At 58.9% G+C, this 14,550-nt stretch carries 13 protein-coding genes and 1 tRNA gene; 8 read left to right on the plus strand and 6 right to left on the minus strand.

The features are described 5' to 3' along the window. Positions 1-7 precede the first annotated feature (7 nt). From AADH44_RS05600 to AADH44_RS05610, 3 genes are all read left to right on the plus strand, one after another. Positions 8-81 (plus strand) — tRNA-Ile (locus tag AADH44_RS05600). Positions 82-213: 132 nt separating this feature from the next. Further along, entirely contained in the window at positions 214-963 is a 750-nt protein-coding gene (locus AADH44_RS05605) for a maleylpyruvate isomerase N-terminal domain-containing protein (protein ID WP_341954613.1), read from the plus strand. 182 nt (positions 964-1,145) lie between these two features. After that, positions 1,146-1,280: a hypothetical protein gene (locus AADH44_RS05610; protein WP_341954615.1), complete on the plus strand. Its 135-nt coding sequence runs from the start codon at positions 1,146-1,148 to the stop codon at positions 1,278-1,280. A 28-nt stretch (positions 1,281-1,308) separates the two neighbouring features. Here AADH44_RS05610 and AADH44_RS05615 read toward each other — a convergent pair whose 3' ends face one another. Next, positions 1,309-1,497 (minus strand): PLDc N-terminal domain-containing protein, encoded by a 189-nt coding sequence (locus AADH44_RS05615; RefSeq protein ID WP_341954617.1) that lies wholly within the window; start codon positions 1,495-1,497, stop codon positions 1,309-1,311. 34 nt (positions 1,498-1,531) lie between these two features. Here AADH44_RS05615 and AADH44_RS05620 point away from each other — a divergent pair, with 34 nt between their 5' ends. Then, entirely contained in the window at positions 1,532-2,890 is a 1,359-nt protein-coding gene (locus AADH44_RS05620; RefSeq protein ID WP_341954619.1) for a CoA transferase, read from the plus strand. Positions 2,891-2,944: 54 nt separating this feature from the next. Further along, the gene (locus tag AADH44_RS05625) at positions 2,945-3,772 is read left to right on the plus strand and encodes a DUF1684 domain-containing protein (RefSeq protein WP_341954621.1); all 828 of its coding nucleotides are present in this window, start codon (positions 2,945-2,947) and stop codon (positions 3,770-3,772) included. Positions 3,773-3,823: 51 nt separating this feature from the next. On the opposite strand, the gene AADH44_RS05630 is transcribed toward AADH44_RS05625, so the two are convergent. Further along, the gene (locus AADH44_RS05630; protein ID WP_341954623.1) at positions 3,824-5,293 is read right to left on the minus strand and encodes a helix-turn-helix domain-containing protein; all 1,470 of its coding nucleotides are present in this window, start codon (positions 5,291-5,293) and stop codon (positions 3,824-3,826) included. 179 nt (positions 5,294-5,472) lie between these two features. Here AADH44_RS05630 and aceA point away from each other — a divergent pair, with 179 nt between their 5' ends. The 3 genes from aceA (at position 5,473) to AADH44_RS05645 (ending at position 10,292) form a co-directional block, all read left to right on the plus strand. Further along, entirely contained in the window at positions 5,473-6,774 is a 1,302-nt protein-coding gene (gene aceA, locus AADH44_RS05635; RefSeq protein ID WP_341954625.1) for an isocitrate lyase, read from the plus strand. A gap of 58 nt (positions 6,775-6,832) precedes the next feature. After that, positions 6,833-8,452: a malate synthase A gene (gene aceB / locus AADH44_RS05640; RefSeq protein ID WP_341954627.1), complete on the plus strand. Its 1,620-nt coding sequence runs from the start codon at positions 6,833-6,835 to the stop codon at positions 8,450-8,452. A 163-nt stretch (positions 8,453-8,615) separates the two neighbouring features. Beyond that, the gene (locus AADH44_RS05645) at positions 8,616-10,292 is read left to right on the plus strand and encodes a bifunctional 3'-5' exonuclease/DNA polymerase (RefSeq protein ID WP_341954628.1); all 1,677 of its coding nucleotides are present in this window, start codon (positions 8,616-8,618) and stop codon (positions 10,290-10,292) included. A gap of 93 nt (positions 10,293-10,385) precedes the next feature. Here the strand turns inward: AADH44_RS05645 and AADH44_RS05650 are convergent, their stop codons facing one another. From AADH44_RS05650 to AADH44_RS05665, 4 genes are all read right to left on the minus strand, one after another. Continuing rightward, positions 10,386-11,171, minus strand: a complete 786-nt coding sequence (locus AADH44_RS05650; RefSeq protein ID WP_341954630.1) for an FCD domain-containing protein — start codon at positions 11,169-11,171, stop codon at positions 10,386-10,388. A gap of 76 nt (positions 11,172-11,247) precedes the next feature. Further along, a complete protein-coding gene (locus tag AADH44_RS05655) occupies positions 11,248-12,150 on the minus strand; it encodes a carbohydrate ABC transporter permease (protein WP_341954631.1) in 903 nt (300 codons plus the stop codon). Beyond that, a complete protein-coding gene (locus AADH44_RS05660) occupies positions 12,143-13,036 on the minus strand; it encodes a sugar ABC transporter permease (RefSeq protein ID WP_341954632.1) in 894 nt (297 codons plus the stop codon). The genes AADH44_RS05655 and AADH44_RS05660 overlap by 8 nt, the downstream gene beginning before the upstream one ends. Positions 13,037-13,135: 99 nt before the next feature. After that, positions 13,136-14,533, minus strand: a complete 1,398-nt coding sequence (locus AADH44_RS05665; protein ID WP_341954634.1) for a sugar ABC transporter substrate-binding protein — start codon at positions 14,531-14,533, stop codon at positions 13,136-13,138. Between the last annotated feature and the right edge of the window lie 17 nt (positions 14,534-14,550).

The following is a 14,550-nucleotide window of genomic DNA, read 5'->3' on the forward strand; positions in this document are numbered from 1 at the left end:
CGGACACGGGGCGGTAGCTCAGCTGGTTAGAGCAAACGACTCATAATCGTTCGGTCACGGGTTCAAGTCCCGTCCGCCCTACTAGCTTGGTTTTCTCGTTGCAACTTCGTTCCGTTGTAAAGCGAAAACGCTGTCGGCCGCGCAGGCTTGTCCGCTTAACTTTTGGAACAAAGCTACTCGCGAAGGCCAACTGCCACTGGTATTGTTTCGCTCATGATGGTCACCCACGCTCGTCGAAGTGTGTTGTTGGCCAAGGTTTCCCAATGCTTTTCCCAAGAAGTCCGCAACTTCGACTTAGAAGCACCCGTTCCCTCCGCAGCGTGGCCAACGATCAGCAGGCTTGTCGACCATCTCGGCGGCATCTACCTGTGGGGGGCCGGCATTGCTTCAAGCGGTGAAACAGCCGATCGGAGACAGGTTCCCGCCGCGCCGGAAAAAGATCTCGTGGTGTGGTTCGACGAGTGTCGAAACACGCTGCTGGTGGCGCTCAACGAAGCTGACCCGGAACGTCCCTGCTGGACCTTGGTGAACTCCGCGGGGACCACGGCGTTCTGGACGCGCAGGATGTTGTTTGAAACCACAAAGCATCTGATTGACATCCGGGCCTCGGGGCAAGCAACGCTTGCGCCAGCGAGTGAGCTCGACGCAGCTACATACGCGGACGGTATCGATGAGCTCTTGGAAGTGTTCCTGTCTCGATCCCGCAAGCACCTCGCCCCGCTACCCCGGCCTCTCGTGCTTTCAGCAATCGACGTGGACCGGCAGTGGACTCTCAGCGAGGACTGGCAGCTGTTGGACAGCGCACCAGCCCAGTCAACTCGAGTCAGCGCACATTGCGAAGACCTTGCTCTCTTTGTGTGGGAACGCGCTGATCCTGCCCGCGCCCCTGAACGATTCTTGATTGAGGGGCCAATAGATGCGGTGAACGCATTCGCCGCATCACCGGTGCACCCCTCAACCTAAGACGCTGCGCGTTTTCATTCTCAGACCGCCACATTTTGCAGAGTTAGCCGCATTCGATTTGCCGGTGCGCGCCAGCCGCGGCAGCGACCCAACAACTGTTCGCCACATCCGGAGTGCTATTCGGCTCGGTGAGGCGTATGGTCAAGCCACGCTCGACATCCACAAAAGAAAGTTGGTTCGTCATGGCAGGGAAATCACCGCGCGGCGGAAGCGACAAAAAAGAAGCCAAGTTGTCGATCAAAGACAAACGGACCCAGAAGCGCGCAAAGACCGAAGAGGCCGGATTTTTGAAGCCCCGCAAGGGCAGCGCAAAGTAGCGGCAGCGTCAGCAGGGTGCGCGATAACTTAGTTGCGCACCTTGCCGCGACCGAAGATCAGCCACAAAATCGATCCAATGATCGACAAGAAAAATGCCACCAAGATCCACACGAACTTGCCGAGTACGCCGTGGTTGGAGCTTTTGGCGATCGATACGACCGTGATGATGAAGATGATCAGGCCAACAATGCCAAAACTGAAGCTAATAGGTTCCATGGTCTAAATCCTAACGGCGTGGCACTATCAAGTTATGAGTTTGCTGGATGCCGCGTGGCAATCCCTCGGCGAAGATGCCGCAGCCCTCGCACTTGTGCGCGACCATGGCACCACGGTGCCGTTGACCGGCGTGCTTTCGTCGGGCCGTTTCGTTCACGACGCCATCGCCGCAGCTTCGTTTTCCGCCGCGCTACTTGCGGCACGCCGGGTCGGATGCGCGGTGCCTTCCGTTGAACTCGATCCCGCTAAGGTCGCCACCGCAGTGACGAGCGATAAGCACTTTCGCCTCGACGGCGAACCCGTCTCAGCGTGGGCAGAGCTCTCCGGGTTTTGGCCGTGCAGCGACGGCTGGGTGCGCACCCACGCCAACTACCCACACCACCGTCAGGCGCTGCTGAGCGCCCTCGGCTTGGCCGATGACACCAACGCTGACGAGTTCATGCGCGCCCTGCACCCCAGGATCGCCGCTGACGTCGAGAGCCAGATCCTCGCCGCTGGGGGAGTTGCGACCGTAGTTCGCACGCCCGAGCAGTGGGCTGAGCATCCACAAGCCCAGCTCTTGGCAGAATTGCCGGTAGTCGAGTTAACAGCACTCAGTGACACCCAACCCGCTCAGCTCCCTGAAACAACGGTCGATGCTCCCCTCGCCGGTGTGCGCGTGCTCGACCTCACACGCGTCATTGCTGGCCCGGTCGCAGGGCGAACGCTTGCACTCTGGGGTGCTGACGTACTGCGCATTGACAGCCCGCGGCATCCCGAAATCGGCTGGCAGCACCTCGATACCGGCGCTGGAAAACGCTCGGCGCTTCTCGACCTGGGTGACAACACCGATCGTGCCACCTTCGAAAACCTGCTTGAGACCGCGGATGTCGTACTCACCGCCTACCGCCCGGGCTCGTTAGATAAGTTCAGTCTTTCACCCGCGGCTCTCGCCGAGCGACGCCCGGGAGTTATCGTGGGCCGCCTCAGCGCATGGGGAACAGTCGGACCGTTGGCTGAACGTCGTGGCTTCGACAGTATCGTGCAGGCTGCTACCGGTATTGCGGTGGCAGAGGGCGATGGTTCGGGTCGGCCCGGCGCTTTGCCCGCTCAAGCACTCGACCATGCGGCAGGGTATTTGTTGGCTGCCGGCGTCACGACGGCGGTGCGGAGACGAGTCGATGCTGGCCATTCGTGGCTTGTGGAGGTGTCGCTTGCGCGCTTGGCGGCAGAGCTTTTGCAGCAGCGTCGACCGCGCCACCTACCGGCAGCGTCCGCAGGGTTTACGCCCACGGTTGCGACGCGCGACGGCGTGACGAGCGCGGTCTCGGCAGCTCACTACGATGGTGGACCTACTGCTTTTCTCGCCCCCGCCATTGCGTGGGGTTCGAGCGAAGCGAAATGGCTTTCCTGAAATAATCCCGTGTCGGCGGTGGTTGGCATCACCGACTTCAACAAGGATGGACTTATGACTGACACTGCCGCCCCTACGCTCACTCCCGAAGCTAAGCTCGCGCGTTTTCGCGAACGACGCGATCAGGCCGCTGTTCAACAAAACGGAAACCTTGCGCTGACTAACACCCAGTGGGTTGATGCAGAGCAGACCATTTGGGGTGTTCCCGGCACGTGGGCACCGCACGAGGATGGCCTGACCGTAACGGCCACCGCCGATGACTCAATCGTGGTTGATGGGGTGCTCGTTGAGGGCTCGGCCGTGGTGCGCAGTAAGAGCCATGAGGACCCTAGCGCAATCGTCTTCGGCGAGACCGTGACCGGGTTCGTGATTCAGGCGCCTGAAGGTAACCACGCTCTGCGGGTGTGGGACTCCAATTCTCCGGCCATCCAGGAATTTGGCACGATCGACGCCTACCCCTACAACGCTGATTGGGTCATCACCGCAACGTTTACCCCCAACCCGGAGGGCACCACCCTCGGCTTCGAACACATCAAAGACAACGGTCAAGAACGCGAACAGCCGATCCCGGGCGACATCTCCTTTGAGAAGGATGGCGTTGACTACAGTCTCGCCGCGTTCAAGTCTGGCCGCGCTCTGCAGCTCGTATTTGCGGATGCTACCAGTGGAGAAAACACCTACAGCGTTGGTCGGTTTCTCTTCGTCGCGCCCAACCCCGACGGCACCATCATTCTCGACTTCAACCTCGCGATCCTGCCGCCCTGCGCGTTCAGCTACAACTTCAACTGCCCCATGCCACCCAAGCAGAATCGTTTCTCGGTGGCGATCGAAGCCGGCGAGAAGAACGTGCTCAAGAAAGACGGCTCACTGCTTCACGACTAGCAGCGGTGCCGACGCGCCGCCGACGGATTGCGGGTCAGCGCAGAGAGTGCCCTAAGCGTTAGGCGAGTGCGCCTCCAAGAACTGGAACACCTCGGTGGAATCCACCCCCGGGTACATTCCCGTGGGCATGGCCGCGAGTAGAGAACTGTTGAGACGCGCGCTCGGGATCGAATGTTTCGCCCAGCGATCAGTGAGCTCCGTGGGGGCGCTGCGGCAGCATCCGTCGTCGGGGCACGTCGAGACCGCCCTGTTGGTGGTGTCGCGTCCGCGGAACCACTTCGCCGAGGCAAATGGTGTGCCGAGACTCACCGAGAAATCACCACGGTGATTCGACTGGATGCGCGACGTGCACCAATAGGTGCCTCCCGGCTTATCCGTGTACTGGTGGTACGGGCTGAAGCGGTCTTCGACGTCGAACACCTGGCGCGCACTCCACTTGCGGCAGACCGTCTGGCCCTCGATGGCTCCGAGAGCATCCGTCGGGAACGCGGCGCTGTCATTCTCGTACGCCTTAGAGATTGTGCCGCCCTCGTGCACCTTGAGGAAGTGCACGGGAATGCCCAGATGTTCGGTGGCGAGATTCGTGAAGCGGTGCGCTGCGGTCTCGTACGGCACAGCAAACGCATCCCGTAGGTCTTCGACAGAGAGTTCGTGCTGTGCTTTGGCTGCCGTCAAAAACTCGACCGCAGTCTTCTCAGGGACCATCAACGCGGCAGCCAGATAGTTCGTCTCCACGCGCTGCTGCAAGAACTCGGCATAGTCCGCCGGCTCACCGATGCCTAACACATGGCCCGCGAGAGCCTGCAGCAGCGTCGACCGCGGGTCGGTGCTCTCAGCCTGCGCCACCGGTAGATAAATGCGGCCATTGCGCAGATCCGTCACGCTGCGAGTGGATCCGGGCAGGTCGGGCACGTAGTGCAACGAAAACCCGAGATGCGAGGCGAGGTCGGAGGCCACCCGTTGGGAGAGTGGACCGCCAGCGTGGCCCACAGCATCCAATAGTTCTCGGGCAGTGGTTTCCAGTTCGGCAAAGTAGTTGTTGCGTTTGCGCATCATGCGGCGCAGTTCAGTATTCGCGCGTCGAGCTTCTTCAGGGGTGGCGGCGCGTTCTTTGTGCAGGCGTTGTAGCTCATCGTGCAGCCCGAGCACGGTTTCGATGGCTTCATCGCTCAGCGTCTTGCGTACGGGCAAATCGGGTAGTGCCAGTGCTGAATAGAGCGGGCCACGCTGCGCGCGCTCAAGGGCAATCTCTAAGGCGGCACGACGCGACGGCGGTTCGCGATTGAGTAAGTCGTCGACGCTCACATCAAAGATGCGCGCCAATTTTTGAAGTTCGCTGAGCTTCAGCTCACGCTTCCCGTTCTCTATCACCGATACCTGCGAGGCGGCGCGATTGAGCGCGGCACCGAGGTCATCGAGGGTAAGTCCGCGATCGTTGCGTAGTTGACGGATGCGGCGGCCAACAGTGAGGGAATCGAGCATGTCCTCATCGTCTGCCTGCGCGAGCGAGCGTGGGGTCATCGTTACGTCCTCCGTGACGGCCTTCTGCTGAAAAACAGAAGAATAACAATAATTCTGCCCGAAAAACAGGTTAAGAACCAGTCTAAAGCCCCCAGAGTCGAAGAAACGCAGCACTGATGCACTGATGCACTGATGCACTGATGCACTGATGCACTGACGAACCGACCGAGGAGAACACCATGACGAACAGCCGCCCAGGCGACCAGCTTCAGACCGCAGCCGAACTCGAAACCGAGTGGAAGACGGATGCCCGCTGGAACGGTATCGACCGCGACTTCAGCGCCGAAGACGTCATCGCCCTCCGCGGAAGCGTCCGAGAAGACCACACCCTCGCACGTCGCGGAGCCGAGAACCTCTGGAACCTCATCCAACGTGACGACACAGAATGGGTTGCCGCGCTCGGCGCACTCACGGGCAATCAGGCGGTGCAGCAGGTTCGGGCAGGACTCGAAGCGATCTACCTGAGTGGATGGCAGGTTGCCGCCGACGCCAACCTCTCCGGTCAGACCTACCCCGACCAAAGCCTTTACCCGGTAAACAGTGTTCCTGCGGTGGTTCGCCGCATCAACAACGCACTCCTGCGGGCCGACCAGATCGAAACCGCGGAGTTCGGTGCACCCGCCACTGATTGGATGGCACCGATCGTCGCGGATGCTGAGGCCGGTTTTGGTGGGCCGCTCAACGCTTACGAACTTATGTCATCGATGATCGAGGCCGGAGCTGCCGGAGTTCACTGGGAAGACCAGCTCGCCTCAGAAAAGAAGTGTGGCCACATGGGCGGCAAAGTGCTGATCCCTACCGCTCAGCACGTTCGCACTCTCAATGCGGCACGACTTGCTGCCGACGTTGCTGGGGTTTCAAGCATCATCATCGCTCGCACCGACTCGCTCGCTGCCGACCTCATCACCAACGATGTGGATGACCGAGACAAGCCATTCCTCACCGGCGAGCGAACAAGTGATGGTTTCTATCGCACGACCCCGGGCATTGAGACCGTTCTCAGTCGCGGCCACGCCTACGCGCCCTACGCAGATCTGCTGTGGGTGGAGAGCGCAAAGCCAGACCTAGAGTTGGCACGGACCTTTGCGGAGAGCATCCACCAGGAGTTCCCGGGCAAGAAACTTGCCTACAACTGCTCGCCATCGTTCAACTGGAAGCGTCACCTCGACGATGCCCAGATCGCGACGTTCCAGCGCGAGCTTGCCGCAATGGGTTATGCCTTCCAGTTCATCACCCTCGCCGGATTCCACGCCCTTAACCACTCGATGTACACCCTTGCCAAGGGCTACAGCGAGCGTCACATGAGTGCCTATGTGGAACTGCAAGAGGCAGAGTTCGCGTCAGAAAAAGACGGCTACACGGCAACGCGCCACCAGCGCGAGGTCGGAACGGGGTACTTCGATCGCATCGCGACCGCTCTCAACCCCACGAGCGAAACGCTCGCACTGGTCGGAAGCACCGAAACCGCTCAGTTTCACTAAACCAGCCGAACCCATCCTCACGTCGCTTAACACACCAACAATTTTCTAAGGACATCTAATGACTACTCGCAGAATGGAACCGATCGCTGAATCGCAGGACCGATTTAGTGAGATCCTCACACCGGAAGCGCTGCACTTTCTTACTCGACTGCACGACCAGTTCGCCGGGCGTCGGCACGACCGCCTTGCAGCACGCATGGAGTCGCGCAAGCACATAACCAATGGCCGCAACCTGCGCTTTTTGCCCGAGACGGCAGCCATTCGTGAAGACCCCAGCTGGCGTGTTGCCGGTGCGGGCCCCGGCTTGCATGATCGTCGCGTTGAGATCACGGGTCCAACGGACCGCAAGATGACGATTAACGCCATGAACTCGGGTGCCAAGGTGTGGCTCGCCGATCAAGAGGACGCCACGAGCCCGACGTGGCAGAACGTAATCGGTGGGCAGGTCAACCTCCACGATGCGATCCGCCGACAGATCGACTTCACGACTCCCGAGGGCAAAAGCTACGCGCTGGGGGAGGAAACTCCGACGATCGTGATGCGCCCACGAGGATGGCACCTGGTAGAAAAGCACCTGCGGTACACCGACCGTGCTGGGCTGCGCACACCGGCTTCCGGTTCGCTCGTTGATTTCGGGCTCTACATATTCCATAACGCGCACGAACTGATCGAGCGCGGCAGTGGTCCGTACTTCTACATCGCCAAAATTGAGAATCATCTTGAAGCGCGACTGTGGGATGACGTGTTCACGTTCGCAGAGAACGCCCTCAACATTCAGCACGGTACCATCCGCGCGACAGTGCTGATCGAGACTATTCCTGCTGCGTTCGAGATGGATGAGATCTTGTACGAGCTGCGGGAACACTGCGCTGGGCTCAATGCCGGCCGCTGGGATTACATCTTCTCGATCATTAAGAACTTCCGCGGGCGTGGAGCGAATTTCGTTCTTCCTGATCGTGCTGCCATTACCATGACAGTGCCGTTCATGCGGGCGTACACCGAGCTGCTGGTGGCAACCTGCCACAAGCGGGGAGCGCATGCCATTGGAGGCATGAGTGCGTTCATTCCGAACCGTCGGGACCCCGAGGTGACCGCTCGAGCGTTGGATGCGGTAACCCGGGACAAGCGCCGAGAAGCCACCGACGGCTTCGATGGCACCTGGGTTGCGCATCCCGATCTCATCGACACAGCTCGTGCAGAGTTCGACGCAGTGTTAGGGGAGCGACCCAATCAGGTTGACCGTTTACGTGATGACGTGCACGTGACTGCGGAAGATCTGCTCAACTTGCGCATTGACGGTTCAGTGACGGATGCTGGAGTGCGGTCGAACGTCTCCATTGCCGTGCGCTACATCGAAAGCTGGTTGCGCGGTGTCGGAGCCGCAGCAATCGACAACCTCATGGAAGATGCGGCAACTGCCGAGATCAGCCGAAGCCAGCTGTGGCAGTGGATGCACCAGTGCGTTGTCACTGCTGAGGGTACGGCCATCACGCACCGTCGTATCGAGGCCGAGCTCGACGAGGTACTCGCCGGGGTTGTGCGCACTGACGGCGATCGTTTCGACGATGCTGCCGCAGTGTTCCGCGAAGTGACGCTCGAGGAGGAATTCCCCACATTCCTCACCCTGAGTGCTTACAGCAGCTATCTCGTTGAGCAACAGCAAGAAAACGCCGCCTGACGACACTGCGGGCTAACCGGTCATAATGTTGGCGCTTGATCAGCGTCGATCAGGTGCCAGCGGTTAGCTCGCAGCGTTATGCCACGGACCAGGACGCTGCGAACTACGACGCCACGAACCAATCCAGTGCGGCAGCGTCGGCGGTGCAGGGCAGACTAGTGACGTGTTCATAGTCCTCTCTCGCGTTGGCGCCCAAGTGATGGCAACGCGTGTGACCTCTGAGGGCGTCCATGTCTCGGAACACGCCGTGAACGGTCTGCCGCGGTTTGTCGCCGAACACGAGCCAGAGCATCCACGCTGGGTGTGGCACGATACCGCTGAGTGGTATCCCGAACTGCTGAGATCGCGGGTTCGAATTCAGCGCTGTTTTGACCTACGACTGTGCCACACGATTTTGCGCAACTCCGCGCTGAGTCAGTCTTCTGAGTTAGCCCAGTCCGAAGCTGGGGCGTGGGATGCGCTCGGATCGGGATTACTTTCGCCACTCGAGGGGCGGCCCACCCCTGCCCACTCCACACTGTTCGATTTTGAGCAACCACACGTTCGCCCTGCGGTCGACCCTTTAGAGGTACTGGCCGAGTTTGAGCGTCAGCGGGTTGCACTGGCACAGTCTGCCGATTCCTCTCGCCTTGCGCGACTGCTCGCAGCGGAATCGGTTGGTGCCCTCATCGCTGCAGAGATGCGTTTCGCCGGTTTGCCGTGGAGCGTCACCGCACACGACGTGATCCTCACGGAGATGCTCGGTTCGCGACCGACGGTCGAGGGCGATCGACCGAGCAAACTCCAGTACCTGGCTGAGCAAATCCGCTCTCTCCTTGACGCCCCACAGCTCAACCCCGATTCGCCGAACGACCTACTCCGGGCCCTTAATGTGGCCGGAATTCAGACCAGCTCAACGCGTGCCTGGGAGCTAAAGCAACTGAAACATCCGGCAATCGAGCCACTGTTGGAATTCAAGAAACTGTCCCGCTTGCTTGCCGCTAACGGCTGGAACTGGCTCGACGCATGGGTGCATGATGGCCGGTTTCGCCCCGATTACGTTCCGGGTGGAGTGGTCACCGGGCGGTGGGCAACCAGCGGGGGAGGCGCACTTCAGCTACCTCATCTGATTCGTGGTGCTGTGATTCCCGATTCAGGCTGGAAGTTAGTTGTAGCTGATGCGTCACAACTTGAGCCGCGCATTCTCGCCGCCATGTCTGCAGACCGAGGCATGGTTGAGGCTGGAGCATCTGGAGACCTCTACGAAGGAATCGTTGCCAGTGGCGCCGTTGAAACGCGTGCTCAAGCCAAGCTCGCAATGCTGGGTGCGATGTATGGGGCAACAACCGGCGAGAGTGGCAGGCTCATGCCGAAGCTTGCTCGCGCCTACCCGCGGGCGATCCGGATGGTGGAGGATGCTGCGAGAGCGGGGGAGCGCGGAGAAGTTGTCTCCACCCAGCTTGGTCGAAGCTCACCACGAGGCGCCGACATAGGCACGTACGACGAGTCACTGACTCCGGCGCAGCGGTCCGCGGCGCGGGAGCGGGGCCGCTCGTGGGGCCGGTTCACCCGCAACTTCATTGTGCAGGGCACGGCGGCAGAGTGGGCATTGTGTTGGATGGCAAGCATCCGGATTCGATTGGATGCATTCGCCGATGGCACGTGGTTCACCGACTCGGCACACCTCGTTTTCTTCCTGCACGATGAAGTGGTTATTCATGCCCCGGTGGAATCCGCCGACGCCGTGGCTGCGCTCGTGGCTGAGGCTGCTCAAGAAGCTGGGCGCCTGTTGTTTGGTGCGCTGCCGGTAACGTTCCCGCTTACCCTCGCGGTGGTCGATCGCTACGACGCAGCCAAATAGTGCCTTCTCGTGATGCCCAGTGTGCGATATTGCATCTTTGCTGGGTTCGCTTCGCATTTTAGGCTCCCATTTTCAATGCACAGAGTCGGCATGTCAGTCCCGAGACAGGAGGGCAGAGATCACTTCAGCTCCAGCGACATCCACTATTCGACGTGACGCCAGTTCGCTACGCAGCACATCCTGATCTACAATCGCGTCAACGATCGACTGATGTGACGCGACGACTCCGGCGGTGAGTTCGTGAGGGATGAGATTGAGTGCGTGCCTCACGCGCAATGCTGACTCGATTGGGCCTGCTAGCTGGCCAACAATCTGGTTGCCTCCGGCTTCGAGAAGTCCGCGATGGAATTCGACGTCAGCGTCCGTGAATGCATTCCAATCTGATCGCGCTACGGCAACTGCCATAGCGTCCACCGCAGTTTGGAGCTTGTGGAGATGAGCTGGCGTCGTCGCCCGTGCCGCGTGGCGGGCAGCAAGCGGCTCAATAGCGCCACGCAAATCAAGGAGTTCTCGGAGCTGTTTTGCGGATTCGATTCCTCCAGCCCGCCACCGGATGACATCGGGGTCGAGCAAATCCCATTCACTGACCGGACGCACGCGGGTACCCGTGCGGGGCCTCGCAATTACAAGACCTTTCGACTGGAGTACTCGGAGGGCCTCCCGCACCAATGCTCTTGATGTTTTCGATTCAATAGCTATTGATTCCGGAACGAGCTGCGCACCTATCGGAATTCGTCCAGCACCAATCGCTTCGCCGACTCCTTCAATCACTTGCCCGTGAAGGCCCCGAAACGACCGCAATACTGAACTGTTCGAATCGAGTTTCCGGTGGATGGTTCCATGCTCACCAACTTGCTGGCTTTCAATGAAAGGGATCAATGGTGCTCCGATATCTTCGCTGTTCAGTTGAGCCTAACAAGGCGGATACTACCTCGGGCTTGACCCCGCCACGTGATCACCCTTTGATCGCACCCGCGCTCAGCCCGGAAACGAAGGACTTCTGAGCGAATACGTAAAGGAGCACGATGGGAATCATCGAGAGTACTGATGCCGCAATCAGCAGGTGAGTCACGGGAATTGCTGGGAACGTGCGCAGAGAGTTAATGAACAGCGGGTATGTCTTTTCGTCTAGAAGATACGTCAACGGGAGCAGTAGTTGTGTCCAGCTTGAGAGGAAGAGCCAGATCATGAGTCCTGCGATACCTGGTCGCAGAATTGGCAATACGATCGAGCGAAAGGCTCGAATCTCTGAGGCGCCGTCAATTCTTGCGGCTTCGATGAGTTCGTCTGCGACAGCGGTTTGAATGAATTGCCGCATCCAGAAGATTCCGAACGCTGGGGCTAGCTGCGGCAGGATCACCGCGAGGAGGGTATTGAGGAGGCCGAGATTGCTGATAATTACATAGTTTGTCGTCAAAGACACCATGAATGGAATCATCATGGAGGCCAAGACCAACTTGAACAAGACGTCCCTTCCTCGGAAGTGAAGCTTGGCGAAGGCGTAGCCCGCAAGAGTCGCTACATATGCGCCGACAACGGTCACCACGAGGGAGACGATCATGCTGTTCCGGAATGACGGCCAGAACTCAGAATTAGCGAGTACTAGAGCGTAGTTCTCCCAGGTGAAGATGTCGGGGAATAGCTTCTGTTCGGCGTTAAGGATGTCTTCCTTCGGCACGAACGACGTACTGATCAGCCAGTAGATCGGGAACACCGTTAGGATTGCCCCCACCCAAAGCCACCCATTGTTCACAAGTGAAAGAATTCGACGTCGAAGTTTGTGCCGTGACCAACCAGGGGGAGTTGCGGTGGCGCGACGGGGCGTTTTGTCTTGTGCGATATGGCGGGTCTCAGTCATTTCGAGTCACTCTCAGCTGGATGATCGTGATGATCAGAACGATGATCGCCACGGTGTAAGCAATTGCAGAGGCGTATCCCAAATTAAAGAACACAAACCCCTGCCTAAACATGTAGGTTCCGAGCATCAACCCCGCTTGGTTGGGCCCTGCCTCTGGCCCAAAAAGGACGTAAGGCTCGTCGAAGAGGTTGAACGTTCCGATACTTGACATCACGGCGGTAAAAATCAGAGTGGGCTTAGACATGGGAACGACGATGTGCCAGAAGAGTTGCCACGCATTAACGCCATCCACTTTGGCGGATTCGAGAACTTCTGTCGGAAGCGTTTGCAACGCAGCTAAGTGAATGGTCATGTTGTATCCCAGCCATCTCCAAATAATTACCACCGATAGCACCGGCAGAGCAACGTTCGGATCGTTCCTTAGGTCGATTGCGGGAAGTCCGATTGCCTGGAGAAAGATGTTCGGTAGTCCGAAGACAGGGTCAAGAAGTAGAAGAAAGAGGACACCAACGACGACGAGCGGGGGGAGCACTGGCAGGAAGAACAGTGTCCGAAGCAAGCTCTTTGCGCGTGTTGCCCTGAGGTTCAGTAGGTGCGCGAGGAGGAGCGCTCCAAAGCTGAGTATGGGTACGGTAACGATCCAGACGACCAATGTATGCCCGAGAGCAGAGAGAAAGTCTGCGTCGGCGAAAAGGGCGGCGTAGTTCGAGAGACCGACGAATTGACCGCCTGATGCTCCCTTCCAGTTTGTTAACGATATGCCAAACGAGCCGATCGTCGCGCCCAACTGGAAGACGAGGAAAACGAGCAAGAAGGGTGCGATGAAAAGATACCCAATTTTATGGGTTCGTGATCGGGCCCGCTTCGGGCGTATTGCAGTCGTCATCATTGTCTTTCTTCTCTTCGGTTTCGAGAATCGTATAGTGGATACCCAGCCGCGGTGCGGGTTCTGGCTCGCACCGCGGCTGGGCGCTCCGACTACTGCTTACTGAGCTTGCTTGGTCTCGTTCGCAACTGTCTCGAGGAGCGACGAAGAATCACCTTCGCCGGCCAGGAAGTCTCGAACATTCTGTTTGAACGAGCTTTCCAGCTGGTTTGTCTTGATGTTTTCGTTGAACTGCGGAGCTTCTCGTGCAGAATCAATCACGATTTGCAGGAACGGCTGACCACCGAAGTAGTCGTCTCCTGCAGTGAAGCGGGGGTCTTCCGCCGCGGGGAGGAATAGGTTCTCTACGAGGCCTCCTGTTTCGTAGTTTGTCCAGCGTGAATCGACGCGGAGTAGCCAGAACTCGAGGAATTTCCACGCGGCTTCCGGGTTCGTCGATTGGGCCGGGATTGCTAAACTGGTGCCGCCTCGAATCGCACCGCGCGTGCCGCCTTCATCGAATGCCGGGAGTGGCATTACGCCCCATTTTCCTGACATGTCTGCGAGCGAGCCCTTGAGCCCAAACGAGACCGAAGCCTGCTGGAGGATCGTTGCGACCTCGTCATTCTCGAACGCAACCTTCTCGGCTTGCCCGGAAGCTACGTCATTGAGCGTGATGCCGGCTTCGCGGAACTCGCGAATCAAATCCAGCGCGCGTTCACCTTCGGGTGAAGCAAGCGCAGGTTCCCCGTCCTCGTTGAAGTACTGTCCTCCCTGCTCGTTCAGCATCATGTTGAAGTCACTCATTACGTGTCCAGCGATACCGTTGTCATTTGCGATAGGAAGAGACATGAGCATCTTGGTTTTACCACCGGACGCTTCATCGATCTTCTCGCCGGCGGCGATGTAGTCGTCCCAGGTTTCGATGGAGCTTGGGTCGATGCCGTATTCGTCGAACAAGTCTGTGCGATATACAAGCACTCCAGCATCAGCTTCCCACGGAACTGCCTGCTGGTTCCCCGCTGGTGTCGTAATTTTGTCCCATTTGAATTCGGGGAACGTATCCTTGTATGGAGCAAGGCACTCAGAGAGGTCGAGGAGTGGGAGGTCGTAGAAGCGGGGAGCGTCACGATCTTGAACCATTGACATATCGGGAGCGCCTGAGCCGCCCGCAAGCGAAGTGGCAAGTTTCGTGTGCGTATCACTGGTGTTAAAGTCAGTGAACTCCACGTTGATGTTTGGGTAGATCTCGTGGAAGTCATCGAGTACTGCCTGTGGCACGATGTTGTACCAGCCCCAGAATTTCAGATCGGCGGTGATGCTTTCATCCTTGACAAGGTCGGCGACGCCTGTGGGGTCGGCGTTTTGGCTAGCGCAGAATTCCGCAGGAACTTGCGCGCTGCCATCGCCTCCCGATGCGGTGTTCGGACCGCCTTGGCCGACGCAGCCCGCTAGCCCGAGAGCCAGCACACTCGCGACGGCGACTGCCGTGGTTGTGCGTTGTGTTGCATTCTTCATCGATTCATCTCCTTGGT

This window comes from Salinibacterium sp. TMP30 (assembly GCF_038397785.1).
GTDB lineage: Bacteria > Actinomycetota > Actinomycetes > Actinomycetales > Microbacteriaceae > Rhodoglobus.